Consider the following 15,383-nt stretch of genomic DNA (forward strand, 5'->3'; position numbering starts at 1 on the left):
TGCCTCATCCGGGGATGGCTTCGGCCATAAATTCGGCCTCGGCCGTGCGGGGCCGCATACAGGTGCCGGGCGATAAGTCGATAACCCACCGGTCTCTGCTGCTGAACGCCCTGGCCCGGGGCGGCGCGCGGGTTCGCGGTGCCGGGCTCGGTGGAGACTGCCGCTCCAGCATCGCCTGTCTGCAGGGCCTGGGGGTAAGCGTGCTCCGGGATGGTGACCAGCTTGTCATCGACAGCCCCGGCGTAGATGGTTTCGACGAGCCTGCGAGCCCCCTCGATTGCGGAAATTCAGGCACCACGATGCGGCTGCTGCTGGGACTGCTGGCCGGATGCGGCCGGTTCGCGGTGGTGGTCGGAGACGATTCGCTCTCGGCCCGTCCGATGGGCCGCGTGGCCGGCCCGTTGCGCCGCATGGGGGCCCGGATATTTGGCCGCGGCGGCGGAGAACTGGCCCCGTTGGCGGTCCTTCCGGCCTCGCTGTCCGGGACCCAAATCGACGTTCCGGTCGCGTCGGCGCAGGTTAAGAGCGCGCTGCTTATCGCCGGTCTCAACGCTGACGGCGTCACTCGAATCAGGCAACCGGCCCGGTCGCGCGATCACACCGAAATCATGCTCGCGGCGATGGGCGCTGGACTTGAGATTGATGGCGCCGAGCTGGCGATCGAGGGCGGCCAGCGGCTGGAGACGATCGACGTGGACGTGCCGGGGGATTTTTCTTCGGCCGCGTTCTGGCTCGTGCTGGGCGCCAGCCACCCCGATGCGAGCCTGGAGATCGCCAACGTCGGCATCAACCCGACCCGCGCCGGCACGCTCTCCGTCCTGAAACGCATGGGGGCCAAGATTGCGATCGATCCCAACCCCGCCGGGGCCGAGCCGTCAGGAACCCTGGCGGTGGACAGTTCGTCCCTCAGCGCGACCGAAATCGGCGGCGCCGAGATTCCGATCCTCATTGACGAAATTCCGGTGCTGGCGGTGGCCGCCACCCAGGCCGAAGGCACCACGAGGATCCGCGACGCCGGTGAGCTCCGCGTGAAGGAGACCGACCGAATCTCGGCTACGGTCAGTAACCTGGCGGCCATGGGCGCCCGTATCGAAGAGTTGCCCGACGGGATGGTAATCGAGGGTCCCACGCCGCTGAGCGGGGCGCGGCTGGATTCACACGGCGACCACCGGGTCGCGATGGCGATGGCAGTGGCCGCGAGCATCGCCGGCGGGGAAAGCCGGATCGACGATGCGGCCGCGGTGAACATCTCCTACCCCGGGTTCTTTGACGAGCTAGGCCGGGTCTGCGCAGCCTGACCGTGCGATTCGCCGTACTTGGCTACCCGATCGGTCATTCGCTTTCGCCGCCCATGCATGAGGCTGCGTTCGCCGGCGCCGGCCTTGCCGCCAGTTACGAAGCGCTTTCGGTGCTCCCCCAAGAGCTGGAAAGTCGGCTAGACGAACTGCGCAGCGGCCGTTGGAACGGGTTCAACGTGACCATTCCGCACAAGGTCGCCGCGCTGGAACTGGCCGACAATCCGGACCCGCTGGCCGTTCGGATCGGAGCCGCGAACACGCTCTGGTGCCGCGAGGGGCGGATCCGCGCCGGCAATACCGATATCACCGCCATGCGCGAGATCATCGACTCTGCCCGAGTCGGGTCCGACGCCCCGGCCGTGTTGATCGGGGCGGGCGGTGCGGCCCGGGCGGCGCTGCTGGCCCTTTCGGAATTCGATCGCCTGACGATCTTGAACCGGACCCCGGCCAATGCCCGGGCGCTGGCCGCCGAGTTGTCGCCGGGTGCCCGCGTTCTCTCCCTGGACGACCCGGCCGGCGCCGAAGCGGCGCGAGCCGCCACGCTGATTGTCAACGCCTCCAGCATGGGGATGACCGGCGGTCCGGCGGCCGGCCGTTCGCCCCTGCCGGAAGGCTGTCTGGGCCGCCACCACGTGGTGTTCGACATGGTCTACCGTCCGGTGGAGACCCCGCTGCTCGCTGACGCCCGCAAAAGCGGCGCCCGCACCATCGACGGCCTGACAATGCTTGTCCTGCAGGGTGCGGCCAGCTTCTCGATCTGGACCGGTCGCGACCCGGACAGGGCGGCGATGCGACGCGCCTGCGAGCGGGCGCTGTGAAGCAAGCGAACCGTCCGTCGCGCATCTGGCTGGTCGGCCTTTCCGGATCCGGCAAGTCGACCGTCGCCCGTGAACTGGCGGCCCTGCTGGACTGGCGCGTCTTGGATTCTGACCAGGAAATCAGGAACCTGGCAGGGATGGATATACCCGAGATATTCGATGTCCTCGGCGAAGACCACTTTCGCGAGATGGAACGGTCGATTGCGGCCCGCGCCGCCGAGGCCTGCCGGGTCGTCGTCGCGACCGGCGGGGGGCAGATGGCCAACGGCTGTCTGGCCGAAGTTATGCTGGGCAGCGGTGCGGTCGTTTACCTGCGAGCGCGCCCGCGGACCTGCGCCTCTCGCTTGGCGACTCAGCTCGGCACCGAGGGGCGTCCGATGCTGGGCGGGGAAGGCAGTCTCACCAAGAAGCTCGACAGCCTGCTCAAGCGCCGCCGGCCGATATACGAGTCGGCGCACCACAGTCTGGACGTTGACGGTACCGAACCGCGCCGCCTCGCAATGAACATCAGGGAGATGCTCGATGCTGACCCAGCCTGACGGGTACACACCCGAGTACGTGGCCATCGGGCAGGGAATCCTGGACGACCTCGGAAGGGAGCTGGCGCTGCGCGGGGTGGAGCCCGCCGCCGCGTTCCTGATCGGGGACGAATCAGTCGACGCCCATTACGGGGACCGCGTCGCAAGCGCGCTCGAGGAAGCAGGATGGCGTGTTTGGCGCCGGACGGTCCCGGCCGGCGAGGAGAGCAAATCAGTGGCCGCCGCCGAGCAGCTGTGGCAGTGGCTGCTCCGTTGTCGCGCCGAGCGCTCAGACCTGATAGTGGCCCTCGGCGGCGGCGTGGTGGGAGACCTGGCCGGATTCGTGGCCGCCACTTGGGGACGCGGTATTGCCTGGGCGCAGGTGGCTACCACCCTGCTCGCCCAGGTTGATTCCAGCATCGGCGGCAAGGTCGCGGTCGACCTGCCCGGCGGCAAGAACATGGTCGGCGCATTCCACAATCCGGTGCTCTCGCTCCTGGACACCCTGACCCTGCAAACCCTGCCGCAGCGCGACCTTGCCTCCGGGTGGGTGGAGGCGATCAAACACGGATTAATCCGCGACGCTGCCTATCTGGCCGAACTCGAACGGGCCCCGTTCGACCTCCGCGATCCGGAAATGCTGGAACTGGCGGTGCGAAATTCGGTGCGCATCAAGTCCGAGGTTGTTGTCAACGACCCCTTCGACCGCGGGCTGCGGGCAGTGCTCAATTACGGCCACACGGTCGGGCACGCGATCGAAACCCTCGGCCAATATCGCCGTCACCGTCACGGCGAAGCGGTCGCGATCGGGATGGCCGCCGCCGGATACATCTCGACCAAGCTCACCGGCCTCGGAAACGACGAGCTGGAACGTCAGAACGCGTTACTTAAGGCCTGCGGCATCGAACTTGCGGCTTCGGGCTTTGCGGCCACCGAAGTCGTGACAGCGATGCAGGCGGACAAGAAGTCGGCCGGCGGACGCCCACGCTGGGTGCTGCTGGAGGAGCTGGGGACGGCCAGCGCCGGTCATTCCGTCGATGACACGCTGGTGCGCGAAGCGCTGGCCGCCATCGGCATTTGACGCCAAGCCCCCTAGAATTTTCGCGGCCGGTGCTGGCAATCCCCGAATAGTTGCAACCCAACCGCTAAGAGGCCTGCGAACTTGGAGCAATTCGGCTCCTTTCTGGCAATAGTCATCGCGCTGCTGGGCGCCTTCGCCGCGGCGGTGTGGGTGGCAGCCATCTTCTGGGCGTTCAACGATGTCCGCGGGCGAACGCTCGACATCTACGTACGCCTGTTCGCGACGCTGCTGGTCGCGGTCCTAGGCCCGGCCGGAGTGGTCCTTTACCTGATCCTGCGTCCTCCCGAAACCCTCGACAGCGTATACGTGCGGGCCCTGAACGAAGAAGCGATCCTGCGTGAATTGGAAGCCGGTACGCGACGGCCCGGACCGGTCCCCGAGCCCGGCGGCGGCACCGGACCGGTAATCGTTCCCTTCCGCGGGCACGTTCCCCAGATCGATCCGGAAGCGTGGGTGGCGCCGGGCGCCGTAATCGTCGGCCAGGTAACCCTCGAGCGGGGGGTCACCGTCTGGTACAACGCGGTAATCCGGGCCGACCACGAGCCGATTTCGGTCGGCGCCGGATCCAACATCCAGGACGGCGCGGTCCTGCACATCGAACATGGGCAGCCGGTCGTGATCGGCCGCAACGTAACCGTGGGTCATGGCGCCATAGTGCACAGCGCAACCATCGAGGACGGCGCACTGATCGGGATGGGCTCGACGGTCCTGGACGGGTCGCGCATCGGCGAGCGAGCGGTGGTGGGTGCCAACGCGCTCGTGACTCAGAACACCACCTGCCCGCCCGCATCGCTGCTGCTTGGGGTACCGGCCAAGGTCGTTGGCCAGGTCCGGCCCGAGCAGATCGACTACATGCGGCGCAACGCCGCCGAATACAGCCAGCTGGGCGCCGAAAACCTGGCCGGCGGGGACCAGGGCATGGCCGGTAGCGAACCGCGTTGAAAGTGCGGGTGCTCTACTTTGCCCAATTGGCGGAAATCGTCGGACTGCGCGAGGAGATCTTCGACCTTGAACCGGGCGCCACGACGGGGCTGCTTTTTCGCCGCATTGGCATCGACCATCCCGGTGTCGGCGAACTGAAGGGGTCGTTGCGGCTGGCGCTCAACTGTCAATTCGTCAACGATTCCGAACCACTTAGCGATGGCGATGAATTCGCCTTGATTCCGCCGGTCAGCGGTGGCTGACCTGGTGCGCGTGGAGCTCCACGCGCACACCTGGTGGTCGGGTGACTGCGGGGTCAGTCCTCGCGATTTATGTCAAGCCGCCCGCGATGCCGGGATTGACGTCCTGGCGGTCACCGACCACAACCAGATCGGCGGCGCTTTCGAGGCCCGCGATTGCGGGATAGTCGATGTGATCGTGGGCGAGGAAATTCGTACCGACCGCGGTGAGTTGCTGGCCTACTTCCTCAAGGAGTGGATCCCGCCGCGTCTGCCGCCGATTGAGACGATCGCGCGCATCCGCGACCAGGGCGGGGTAGTTTCGATCCCGCACCCGCTCGACCGGGACCGCAACAGCACGCTCGCGGCCGATCAGCTGGATGCGGTCGTTCCGCTGCTGGACATGGTCGAGGTATTCAATTCGCGGGTAATCAAACCGGACCGCAACCGCCGGGCTTCGGAATTGTGCCTGCGCAACGGCAAGATTCCCGCAGTGGGATCGGACGCCCACACGCGTGGAGAAGTCGGCAACAGCTGGCAGGAAATTCCCGAATTCGACGGACCGCAGCAGTTCCTCGCCGCCATGCAGGATGCGCGCCTGAACACCCGGCGCGCATCGCCGTTGGCGCGAATCGCGTCCAACTGGCAGAAGGTTCGCAAGCGGATGTTCGGGCCGGACGTGGCCGAACTGGCCGGCACCGGCCGCTGAACCGGCGCCGGTTCAGCCGGTGCTGCGGCGTACGTGCTGGATCCGCTGCAGGGCGGTGAAATTGGTCACCGCGGCCAGGACCCAGACCGCCGCCAACAGGATCCAGTCGGCAACCACGGCCGCCGCCACCAGGGAGAGTCCGAGAATGAGCAACCGTTCGGGACGCTGCAGAAAGCCGACTTTGCATTCCAGCCCCAAACCCTCGGCGCGGGCGCGGCAATAGCTGACCATCAACGAACCGCTGATTGCCAGCAGCGATCCGAATACCCCCCAGTGCCCGGATGACTGGGCATAGTGCCAGGAGAGTCCTGCGAAGAAAAAAATCTCTACGTAGCGGTCGAGCACGGAATCCAGAAACGCCCCAAACCGGCTGGCACTGCCTTGCAGTCGGGCCAGCGCGCCATCGAGCGAATCCAGCGCCGTCGCCGGGAGAAGGACTATGCCGGCCCAGAGGTGGTAATCGAACGCGATCAGCAAGGCCGGGACCAGATTGAGGGCCGATCCGAAAATCGTGATCGAGTTGGGCGTCAAAGGCGTGCGGTCCACGATCCGGGCCAGACCCGTCATCAGCTTTCTGAACCGCTCCTGCAGCCGGGACCAGCTCAATTCCCGATCGCCCTGCCGGCAGTGGGTCCCAGGTTTTCGGATTGGATGCGCGAGCGGGCGCGCAGGAGTTCGACATAGTAGTCGTACACCCGGGTAGCCACGACCTCCCAGGAGAAATCGTTGACCCGTTGGCGACCGGCGCGCCGGAAGCGGTCGGCGGTGCCCGGGTGCTGCAGCAGGCGCAGAATCCCACGGGCCAGGGCGCGTTTGTCATCGGGAGCGCAGTAGAGGACCGCGCTTCCGTCGGGTGAAACCGTCCGGTATCCGGGGATGTCCGAAGCGACCACCGGAGTTCCGGCGGCCATGCCTTCCATGAGCACTATCCCCTGGCTCTCGCGCGCCGAACCCTGGGCCGGCGCCACCAAAATGTCGGCCGACTGCAGATACGCGCGCTTTTCGTCTTCGGAGACGCGGCCGGTGAAGATCGTGTCCTGGATACCGGCCCGCTGCAGGCGCCGGCGCGCCCGCTGCAGTTGGCCCTGGTCGTAGGCACCGACCACCACCAGTCGCGCGTCGGGACGCAGACGTCGCACCGTAGCCATCGCATCCAGCAGCAGCGGCAGGCCCTTACGTTTTTCCATACGGCCGAGAAACATGATCGCCGGGCGCGAACCGGCCATTTCGGCGATCGGTTCGGCCGGGGTCCCGAACCACTCCGGGTCGATTCCGTTGGGGATGATCCGGTACTCGCCAGGGAACGCCCGCCAGACGAAGTCTCTGGCGGCGACCGAAACGGCTATCTTGCCGTCCAGGCGTCTGTGGAATCCCTCCAGCAACGGTTTGTAGGCACGGTAGACGGTCGAAGTCTTGCGGGTGGCGTGGAAAGTCCCGATGTTTATGGCGCTGGAGAGCCGCAGCACCTGGAGCGGCAACACCGGTGCCATCGGCTCGTGGATGTGGACGACGTCGAATCCGCCGTCCTCAGCGAGCTCGCGCTCGATCGCCGGCCGCATCCGCGGCGAAAGCGCCAGTCGCGCGATGGATCCGTTGCTGCGGACCGGTACGATCGTGCGCGAGATCCCGACCACGCCCGGGGTGTCCAGGTTGCCCACCGGCGCCGAGCTCGGGGCCATGATCTTGACGAAGTGACCGCGCCGCCTGAAGATCCGTGCCAGGTTCGAGATGTGGGCGCCGACCCCGCCCGGCACCGCGAAATCGTACGGCGAGACGAGGCATACGCGCAGGCGCTCCGGGTCGGCCGGGCGACTAGGCGACTCGATCACAGCCGTTGGACCGGGGTCAGCACTCGGACGCCGGCCAGAAGGTGCGGAACTGGTACCACTGGTCCGGGGCCGTGCGAATGAGGCGCTCGAGACTGGCGACGGTGGCCTGCAACAGTCGTTTCACCTCGGCCTCGCGGGGCGCCGACCGGTCAGGGATGATCGATTCGGCGACGCGCAGGATCGCCTGACCCGAACCGCCCCGGTAGACGACCAGAGGGACAATCTCGGCGTTGGTGCGTATCGCCAGCTTGGCGACCCCGGCCGGCAAGCGGGTGATCCGCCCGAACCAAGTGACCGGGACCCCGCCCTGCTCCAGCGGCCGATCGACCAGGATCGCCACCCGGCCGCCTTTCCGCAGGACAGAGAACATCTGCCGGATATCACGACGCATGTCCAATGATTTCATGCCCAGATGAACGCGCAGACGCCGAAACACCTCGGTCATGCCGGGGTTGGCAAACGATTCCTGGACGACGTGGATCTCGGACAGCGAGGCGCCCCAGGAGGCGGCGGCATCCCAGGTCCCGAAATGGCAGGTGGCAACGATAACCGGCCCGTTGTAGGCGATGTGATGGGCGCGCTGGCGCGCCATCGGCGAATAAAAGTGCAACTGGCGATGCAGCTCGACCGGCGGGGCCAGGTAGGCTTCGGCCATCGAGAGGGCCTGCAACAGGAAGTTCTCGATCGACCGGCGGGCCAGGCGACGGACCGTATCGTCACCGGCCGCGGCCCCGAGCATGACGGCCATGTTGGAACTTGTCGACGCGCGCATCTTCGCCGACAGGCGGAAGACGATATGAGCGATCAGATTGACGACCGGACGCTTGATCGCCCAGGGGACCATGTTCGTCAGGCGGCAACCGGCTTCGAAAAGCATCAGCCAGGCCCAGCCTCGTGGCATCAGTTGGCCACTTCGACCGCACGGGTTTCTCTGATTACTGTCACCCGCACCTGCCCCGGATTGGTCATTTCGGCCTCGACTTCGGCAGCAATTTCGCGCGCGATCCGCAGCGCGCCCAGCTCGTCCACATCCCCTGGATCGACCGCGATCCGCAATTCGCGCCCGGCTTGCAGGGCGAAGGAATTGACCACTCCATCATGCGAATTGGCGATCTGCTCCAAAGCTTCCAATCGCTTGATGAACAGTTCGCTGGTTTCGCGCCGGGCTCCCGGCCGCGATGAGGAAATCGCGTCCGCGGCCGCGACAACGAAGGCTTCCGCCGACGCCGGATAGACGTCGAAGTGATGGGCTTCGATGGAGTGCGCGATCGACTCGTCCACCCCGTACCGGCGGCAGCGCTGAGCGCCGATCTGGGCATGCTTGCCATCCACTTCGTGCGAAAGCGCCTTGCCGACGTCGTGCAGCAGGCCGCCGGCCCGGGCAACCTTGCTGTCGGCGCCCATTTCGCCGGCCAGCACGCCGGCCAGGTGGGCAACCTCGACCGAGTGCGAAAGCACGTTCTGACCGTAACTCTGCCGGTAATTGAGCTGGCCGAGCAGGAGCACCAGCTCCTGGTGCAGCTTGGGCACCTTGGCTTCGAAGCACGCGCGTTCGCCGGCTTCGCGGATTGACTTGCGGACCGCTACGCGGGCGCGGTTGAAATGCTGTTCGATGCTGACCGGGTGGACGCGACCGTCCTCGATCAGGCTCGAGAGCGTGCGGCGGGCGATTTCGCGCCGAATCGGGTCGTGCGAGGAGAGAGTCACGGTCTCGGGGGTGTCGTCGATCAGGAGATCCACCCCGGTGATGGCTTCGAACGCCCTGATGTTGCGTCCTTCGCGACCGATGATCTGGCCCTTGGACTCATCGCCGGGGAGCTTCACGGCCGACGTGGTTGAGCTCTGGGTTACCGCGGAAGCCACCCGCTGAAGGCTGTTGGAAACCAGCCAGCGCGCCCGGAGATCGGCTTCCTGCCGGGCCTGCTCTTCGGCCCCGCGCACGATCTGATCGGCCAGTTCGCGAGATTCCTCGGTCACCTTCTCCATCAGCTGGGTTCGGGCCTGGGCGTGGGTCAACTGGGCAACCTCTTCCAGGCGGACAGCGTGATCCGCCTGGCGCTCGCTCAACTGCTTCTGCTGCTCGGCCAGGTCCGACTCGCGTCGCAGCAATTCCTGTTCGCGCTTTTCGAGATTCTCGGAGCGGCGGTCCAGCCGCTGCTCGCGCCGCTTGGCCTCGCGGTTGCGCTGCCGGATTTCTCCCCGCTGGTCGCTGGCCTGCTTTTCGACGTTTTTGCGGAGCGCGTTGGCCTGGTTGGTCGCCTCGGCAATCAGCTCGCGCTGTTTTTGCTCAACCTTGGCGAGTTCGGATTCAAGATTTAGTGCGAATACGTCCGCCTGGCGGCGCGCAATGAGCATCTGCAGCAGGTATCCGCCGGCGAGCGCGATCAATGCCACTGCCGCGATCAGGAAGACGATCGCGACCCAGTTGTCTAGCAAAGACATGGGGTATTCCTCGATGTCGGTCGCGATGACGCGCCGCCGCAGGCGCCGGACGGACCGGGCGCCGCCCGGTGATGCGGGCCGAGGGATTCTGTTGTTGAATCGGAGGCGAGAGTGTCATCGTGGAGGCCCTGCAGGCCCCGGTTGTTATCTGCCGCGATTATCCACTTTTGGCCGCCTAGCTCCGGCCGCGGTCGTCAAGGAACCTGGCGTAGAAGCTGGCGCTGGCTTCGGCAACGCTGACGTGGGTGAAGTTGTCCAGTACCCGGCGCCGGCCGGCCCTCCCGTAATGGCTGCGCAGGCCGGGCGAGCGTAGTCGATCCAGTGACCGGGCCAATGCCCCGGGGTCGGCCTGCGGGACGATCAGTCCGGCTTCGCCAATGACCAGCGGGATGGCGCCCGAATCCGAACCGACGACTACCCGCTCGCAAGCCATGGCCTCAACCAGCACCCTGCCGAACTGTTCCATCCAATTGGACCGATCCAGCGAGGGCAGCACCAACACCTGGACGGAGTTGAGGAATTCGGGCATTTGGCCCGAATCGAATCGGCCCAGGATCTCTATCCGGCCGGCCAGCGGCCCGTCCGTGCCGGCGCGGCGCAATTCACCGACCAGCGGCCCGGTGCCGGCGAAGCGCAGGCGCGGCGCCGGATCGAGCATCGCCGCGGCCTGCAGCAGCGTGGTCAATCCCTTCTCCGGCACCAGTCGGCCGGCGTAGCCGACCACCAGTTCTTCGCCGGCCGCTGCCCCGCCGCCGGCGGATGAAAACGTTTCCGGGTCGATTCCGAACTGCGGAATGGTCGCCAGTGGGCCAGCGAACCCCTTCGTGCGCAGCACCCGGGCCGCCTGCTCGGTGCCGGCAATAGCGCCGCAGGTGCGGTAGCAATAGCGCTCGACCAGCGAAAACGGCGGCGGGTAGCGCCGCAGCAGGTTCTGCCAAGCGAAAAACAGGCTGGGAATTCGACGCCGGCGCGCGGCGAAAGCGGCCAACCCGGCGGCCAGGTTGTAGGGCTCCTCGTCAATGTGCAAGAGGTCCGGACGGAGCCGGTCCAGCAGGCGACCGAGCCCCGGGAAATGGTGCAGGTGAAAACGCCCGTTAAAGCGACAGTCCAAGAAGTAAAACCGGTATCCGTCCGGGTCGCCCGGCTCGTGTTCCTGCCGCTCCTGACCTTCACCCCAGTGACGCGGCCCAACGGCGGCGACATCGAGGCCGGGCTGGGCGGACAGAGCGGTCAGCTTCTTGCGGTACTCGCGCGCCAGGAAAGCTTTTGAGAGGAGCAGTACCTTCATGCCAGTTCCCGGTAAACCGACAGGGTTTGCTGGGCGGTGTGCAGCCAGCTGAGCTCGGCGGCGCGGGCGGCGCCGGCGTCGATCAGTTCGGCGCGGGCAATCGGGTCCGAGCCCAGCACCCGGATCGCCTCGGCCCATTGCCCAGGATCATCGGGCGGCAACAGCAAGGCGGCGCCGCCGGTGACCTCCGGAGTGGCGCTGCAGGCGGCGGCAATGACCGGCACCCCGTGCGCCATCGCCTCGAGCGGTTCAAGACCGAATCCTTCGTAGCGCGAGGGCGCGAGCAGCATCCTTGCGCCGGCGTAAAGGGCGTGCTTGCGGGCCTCGCTAACCGGCCCGGTGAAGACCACCCAATCGTCCACCCCCAGCGCCCCCGCCAGCGCGGCATGGTCGGGTAGCAGATCGGTTCCCGCGTTGGGCACCGATCCGGCGACCACCAACTGCGGGCGGTCCGCGGCATCGATCTGCGCCAGGGCCATGATGGCGATCGCTATGTTCTTGCGAACGTCGCCAGAACCCAGATAGATGCAATACGGGCGCCGGATACCAAGATCGGCCAGGTGCACGTCGGTTTCCGCGCGGCTGATCTTCGGTGCCGGGTGGACGCCGAGATGGATGACCCGTACCTGCTCGCGCCGGATCTGCAGGTAGTGAACGATGTCGTCGGCCGCGGCCTGCGAATCGGCGATCACCAGACGGGCCCGTTTGACCGCCCGGGCCATCAACTGCAGATAGGCCCGCCAGCGCGGATCGGCCGAATACTCGGGAATCGCGAACCCGATCAAGTCGTGGATCGTGACCACGTCGATGCGGCCCAGCAATGGCCCGCTGAAGTAGGGAACGTGGCAGACATCGGGATCGCGTTGCAGCACCGTAAGCGGCCAGCCAACCTGCTCCCACCAGAGTTTGTCAAGACGCGCGCCCAGGCGCTGGGGCGGCCGCGCGGCCTCCACTCTGCAGTCCGGGGCCGCGCGGCGCAGCGCGGCGCAGAGGTTTTCGAAATACTGACCCGAACCGGTGGCGCGCTGTCCGGCAAACTGCCCGTTCAGAAGGATGTGCATTGCGCGGGCATGGCGCGCGCCGGAAGTCGGCGCGCTAGCTCTTGTTTACGCCGATACGGCGACCTACTCCGTATAGCGTGCTGTCGTCGTATTTCTCCTGGTGCTTTAGCTGCAGAAGGACTGAGAGCACGGCGGCCCCGATAAACAACTCCCACGACCGGTCGACGATGGCGAAAACGAAGGGAAACAGGCGGTAGGTGACCGAGGTCGCAAAAAACGTGCGTCGCCTGGTAAGCAGCGCGATTGCCCAGATCCCCAAGGTGATGGCCGGGATAACCGGGAAGGCCCGGCCCAGATAGAAGTCGAGGAAGAACACGCACCAGCCGACCACGGTGGTTCCCCGGCTGCCGCCGCGGAACCGGGTAAATAGCGGCCAAAGTGCCCCGCTGGTCGCGCCGCCGATGCCGATCATGAGGGCGGCCCGGTCGCCCGGCAAGAACGTGTGGGAAATATGGACCGCCAGCAGACCGACCGCGCAGTTGCTGGCGAACGTCATGACGGCCGGCCGGTAGCCACCGTTGAAGAACGAACTGTATATCGACGCGTTGCCGGTGCCTACCCGCCGGAGGTCGGCGTGTGCGAAGACGCGCGTCCACACGTAGGCGAAAGGGATGGAACCGAGAACGTAGGTGGACAACGCGAGAACCGCGTACTGGGAAAGTTCTTCGGCCACGGTTATTGGCCACCCCCAAGTCGCAACGATCCTGCATTCACCCGAGGACGCCCGGCCACGGCGGCGGCGATCGTTTCGCGCCTGTCTGGCAGGCGATTGCTACAGGTCGCCCGATTGTACGGGGGCTTATGTGGACGACTAGACGAGTCCCCTCATACACTGCCGCCGGCAGTCTCTAGCACATGATCTAGCAAAGCGTATATACTTACGCCCCCATAACGGCATATGTACAACTCTGATACAGGGACTGATGTCGGAGACCTTCCGAACCTACCAGCAACGCGGCTACCTCTCGCGCCGCGGCTGCCAGCGCCTCAATCAGGTGCTGGCCGAATGCACCGACCTCTACAACGCCGAACTGCAGCTGTGGCGCCAGCAGTACAAGGAGACTGGCAAGAGCGATTCGCTGTTCGAGCGGATGAAAGCATTCACGGTGACCCGCAACTCAGATCCTTTCTGGGGCTCCGTGTCGGTAGACGTCGGGCGCGGAGTGCTGATCCGGATGGAAGAAGCCCGCAAGGCCTTCTACCGCCGGTGCCAGGCAGGAGAGGAACCCGGTTTTCCCAGGTTCAAACCTTACCACCGCTACCGCACCGTCCAGATCGAGCAGCCGACTCCGGCGATGGTCAGGCTCGATGGTCTCGGCTATGCGGTCCGGATCAAGGGCCTGCCGGTGGTAAGGCTCAGGACCAAGCGGTCACTGCCGCCGGCAGCGAACTTAAAGACCATCCGCGTTACCTTCCGGGGACGCCGGCCATCGGTGTGCCTGACTTACGCGGTGGAGTTGGAACCTTTGCCGAAAAGCAGCTCCGGGGTCGGGCTGGACATGGGCGTACTGAGCCGCATTACCACCAGCGAGGGCGAGAAGATTGAACGCCGCCGACCAGACCGAGAAGACATCGCCCGCAAGCAGCGGAGGCTGTCGGCGTGCGAGAAGGGCAGCAACAGGTTTCAGAAGCGGCGCCGGGTCCTGGCCAACGCCCACGACCGGGCAAGGGTCAGGGACCGCAACCGGTGCCATGAGATCACCACCGACCTGGTGCGAAGATTCGGGTTCATCGCGCTTGAGGACCTTGACAAGCCGAAGTTGACCAGGTCGGACGGAGCAAGGAAGCGCGGTCTTAACCGCGCGATATTGGAGCAAACCTGGGGACGGATCACTCAACAGTTGATCTATAAGGCCGAGAGCGCCGGTAGAGAGCTGGTATTCGTCGATCCCCGGTACACATCGCAGCGCTGCTCATCCTGCGGGGCGATGGTCAAAAAGGGCCTTAAGGAAAGAAGGCACGTATGCGGTTGCGGTCTGGACTTAGACCGCGACCACAATGCGGCCTTGAACATCCTTTACAAGGCCCTCGCGGGTGGGGTTTTCCCCGCGGCTGCCGGCGAGGCAGCGTAAATGTATTCTGGCTGGCCGATGGTTGGTTATGTATATAAGCCCCCTTGTACGGCTGGCGATTTCCAACTAAATCCAAGAAAACTGGCGAAATTGAACGGAAAATTCCAACGTCTACGCTCACCGTGCGGAATGCACCGATGCCATTAGATCCACGCTTGTTCAGGCCCGACGCGGTCAGCCCGGAGATGACCGCATTCAATGCCCGGCTGGGCGCGGAGATTTCCGCCGTGCCGCCGATCACCGAATTCGATCCGGCCGAGGTGCGCGGCGCCGAGCGCGAAGGCCGTCCCGGCAAACCGCCGCCGGTTGCGCTGGACAACGCCTGCGAGTTGACCTGCGCCGGACCGTCGGGTGAAATCCCGTTGCGGGCCTTCATACCCCGGGAGTGCGCCGGCGCATACCTGCACATCCACGGAGGGGGCTGGGTGCTGGGCGGCTACGACCTCCAGGACGAGGCGCTCTGGCGGATGGCCCGGGAGACCAACCTGGCCGTTATCAGCGTTGAATACCGGCTGGCGCCGGAGCATCCCTACCCGGCTGGGCCGGACGACTGCGAGGCGGCCGCCCGCTGGCTGGTCGAGAATTCCCGCCCCCGATTCGGGACCGACTGCCTGGTAATCGGCGGCGAATCGGCCGGCGCGCACCTCTCCGCGGTAACTGTCCTGCGGATGCGTGACCGGCACGGTTTCACGGCCTGGTCGGGAGCCGATTTCGTTTACGGGGCGTTTGATTTCTCGGGCGCCTGCCCTTCCCGGACCCACATCGGGGCCGACAGCCTGGTGATAAACGCCGCCAACATGCCCTGGTTCGTGGGCCATTTCCTCGGGGGCCGGGAAATCGATCCCGCTGATCCGGACCTCTCCCCGCTGCATGCCCCGCTGCACGGCCTGCCGCCCGCGTTGTTCAGCGTGGGTACAGCCGATCCGCTGCTGGACGACTCGTTGTTCATGTACGCCCGCTGGATAGCGGCCGGCAATCCCGCCGAAATCCAGATCTATCCCGGCGCTGCGCATGCCTTCGATTCCAGGCAATCACCGCTGGCCGAGCGATTCCACCAGCAGCGCCACCGATTCCTGCGCGATTGCGCCGGCGGCTAGCGAACGGCCG

General features: G+C 65.9%; 16 protein-coding genes. 9 read left to right on the forward strand and 7 right to left on the reverse strand.

Going from position 1 to position 15,383, the window contains the following annotated elements; genetic code table 11:
- Positions 1 to 14 precede the first annotated feature (14 nt).
- The 7 genes from aroA to F4X41_05835 all read left to right on the forward strand — a co-directional run bounded on the left by aroA (position 15) and on the right by F4X41_05835 (position 5,584).
- Complete coding sequence (gene aroA, locus F4X41_05805; GenBank protein ID MYB16533.1) at positions 15 to 1,298, forward strand: 3-phosphoshikimate 1-carboxyvinyltransferase; 1,284 nt, start codon at positions 15 to 17, stop codon at positions 1,296 to 1,298.
- Positions 1,299 to 1,300: 2 nt separating this feature from the next.
- Positions 1,301 to 2,116 carry a shikimate dehydrogenase gene (gene aroE, locus F4X41_05810; protein MYB16534.1) on the forward strand — a complete coding sequence of 272 codons (816 nt, stop codon included), beginning with the start codon at positions 1,301 to 1,303 and terminating at the stop codon, positions 2,114 to 2,116.
- Positions 2,056 to 2,655 (forward strand): AAA family ATPase, encoded by a 600-nt coding sequence (locus F4X41_05815; GenBank protein ID MYB16535.1) that lies wholly within the window; start codon positions 2,056 to 2,058, stop codon positions 2,653 to 2,655. Before aroE ends, F4X41_05815 begins: the two co-directional genes overlap by 61 nt.
- Positions 2,639 to 3,715, forward strand: coding sequence for a 3-dehydroquinate synthase (aroB, locus tag F4X41_05820; GenBank protein ID MYB16536.1), 1,077 nt, complete (start codon positions 2,639 to 2,641; stop codon positions 3,713 to 3,715). Before F4X41_05815 ends, aroB begins: the two co-directional genes overlap by 17 nt.
- A 405-nt stretch (positions 3,716 to 4,120) precedes the next feature.
- Complete coding sequence (locus F4X41_05825) at positions 4,121 to 4,657, forward strand: gamma carbonic anhydrase family protein (GenBank protein ID MYB16537.1); 537 nt, start codon at positions 4,121 to 4,123, stop codon at positions 4,655 to 4,657.
- Positions 4,654 to 4,899 carry a MoaD/ThiS family protein gene (locus tag F4X41_05830; protein MYB16538.1) on the forward strand — a complete coding sequence of 82 codons (246 nt, stop codon included), beginning with the start codon at positions 4,654 to 4,656 and terminating at the stop codon, positions 4,897 to 4,899. The genes F4X41_05825 and F4X41_05830 overlap by 4 nt, the downstream gene beginning before the upstream one ends.
- Complete coding sequence (locus F4X41_05835; protein MYB16539.1) at positions 4,892 to 5,584, forward strand: PHP domain-containing protein; 693 nt, start codon at positions 4,892 to 4,894, stop codon at positions 5,582 to 5,584. Before F4X41_05830 ends, F4X41_05835 begins: the two co-directional genes overlap by 8 nt.
- 12 nt (positions 5,585 to 5,596) lie before the next feature.
- Here F4X41_05835 and F4X41_05840 read toward each other — a convergent pair whose 3' ends face one another.
- The 7 genes from F4X41_05840 to F4X41_05870 form a co-directional block, all read right to left on the reverse strand.
- Entirely contained in the window at positions 5,597 to 6,190 is a 594-nt protein-coding gene (locus tag F4X41_05840) for a CDP-alcohol phosphatidyltransferase family protein (protein MYB16540.1), read from the reverse strand.
- The gene (locus tag F4X41_05845) at positions 6,187 to 7,413 is read right to left on the reverse strand and encodes a glycosyltransferase family 4 protein (protein MYB16541.1); all 1,227 of its coding nucleotides are present in this window, start codon (positions 7,411 to 7,413) and stop codon (positions 6,187 to 6,189) included. The genes F4X41_05840 and F4X41_05845 overlap by 4 nt, the downstream gene beginning before the upstream one ends.
- A 16-nt stretch (positions 7,414 to 7,429) precedes the next feature.
- A complete protein-coding gene (locus F4X41_05850) occupies positions 7,430 to 8,314 on the reverse strand; it encodes a lysophospholipid acyltransferase family protein (GenBank protein MYB16542.1) in 885 nt (294 codons plus the stop codon).
- Positions 8,314 to 9,855 (reverse strand): ribonuclease Y, encoded by a 1,542-nt coding sequence (gene rny, locus F4X41_05855; protein ID MYB16543.1) that lies wholly within the window; start codon positions 9,853 to 9,855, stop codon positions 8,314 to 8,316. Before rny ends, F4X41_05850 begins: the two co-directional genes overlap by 1 nt.
- Before the next feature lie 175 nt (positions 9,856 to 10,030).
- Positions 10,031 to 11,281: a glycosyltransferase family 4 protein gene (locus F4X41_05860; protein ID MYB16544.1), complete on the reverse strand. Its 1,251-nt coding sequence runs from the start codon at positions 11,279 to 11,281 to the stop codon at positions 10,031 to 10,033.
- Positions 11,140 to 12,204, reverse strand: coding sequence for a glycosyltransferase family 4 protein (locus F4X41_05865; protein ID MYB16545.1), 1,065 nt, complete (start codon positions 12,202 to 12,204; stop codon positions 11,140 to 11,142). Before F4X41_05865 ends, F4X41_05860 begins: the two co-directional genes overlap by 142 nt.
- A gap of 34 nt (positions 12,205 to 12,238) precedes the next feature.
- Positions 12,239 to 12,907, reverse strand: a complete 669-nt coding sequence (locus tag F4X41_05870) for a glycerol-3-phosphate acyltransferase (GenBank protein ID MYB16546.1) — start codon at positions 12,905 to 12,907, stop codon at positions 12,239 to 12,241.
- A 220-nt stretch (positions 12,908 to 13,127) separates the two neighbouring features.
- On the opposite strand from F4X41_05870, the gene F4X41_05875 reads away from it, so the two are divergent.
- Together F4X41_05875 and F4X41_05880 are read left to right on the forward strand one after the other, a co-directional pair.
- Complete coding sequence (locus F4X41_05875; protein MYB16547.1) at positions 13,128 to 14,276, forward strand: IS200/IS605 family element transposase accessory protein TnpB; 1,149 nt, start codon at positions 13,128 to 13,130, stop codon at positions 14,274 to 14,276.
- 137 nt (positions 14,277 to 14,413) lie between these two features.
- Entirely contained in the window at positions 14,414 to 15,373 is a 960-nt protein-coding gene (locus F4X41_05880) for an alpha/beta hydrolase (protein MYB16548.1), read from the forward strand.
- Positions 15,374 to 15,383 lie beyond the last annotated feature (10 nt).

This window comes from Chloroflexota bacterium (assembly GCA_009840625.1).
GTDB lineage: Bacteria > Chloroflexota > UBA11872 > UBA11872 > VXNJ01 > VXNJ01.

Bases quoted from the DNA above. Each gene is read 5' to 3' on its own strand.
- F4X41_05860 (MYB16544.1), bottom strand. From the start codon at position 11,281: ATGGGCCGAGGCGATCCGGGTGCTGGGCTCGGACCCGATTGCCCGCGC.
- aroA (MYB16533.1), top strand. From the start codon at position 15: ATGGCTTCGGCCATAAATTCGGCCTCGGCCGTGCGGGGCCGCATACAG.
- F4X41_05865 (MYB16545.1), bottom strand. From the start codon at position 12,204: ATGCACATCCTTCTGAACGGGCAGTTTGCCGGACAGCGCGCCACCGGT.
- F4X41_05875 (MYB16547.1), top strand. From the start codon at position 13,128: ATGTCGGAGACCTTCCGAACCTACCAGCAACGCGGCTACCTCTCGCGC.
- F4X41_05880 (MYB16548.1), top strand. From the start codon at position 14,414: ATGCCATTAGATCCACGCTTGTTCAGGCCCGACGCGGTCAGCCCGGAG.
- aroB (MYB16536.1), top strand. From the start codon at position 2,639: ATGCTGACCCAGCCTGACGGGTACACACCCGAGTACGTGGCCATCGGG.
- rny (MYB16543.1), bottom strand. From the start codon at position 9,855: ATGTCTTTGCTAGACAACTGGGTCGCGATCGTCTTCCTGATCGCGGCA.
- F4X41_05850 (MYB16542.1), bottom strand. From the start codon at position 8,314: ATGCCACGAGGCTGGGCCTGGCTGATGCTTTTCGAAGCCGGTTGCCGC.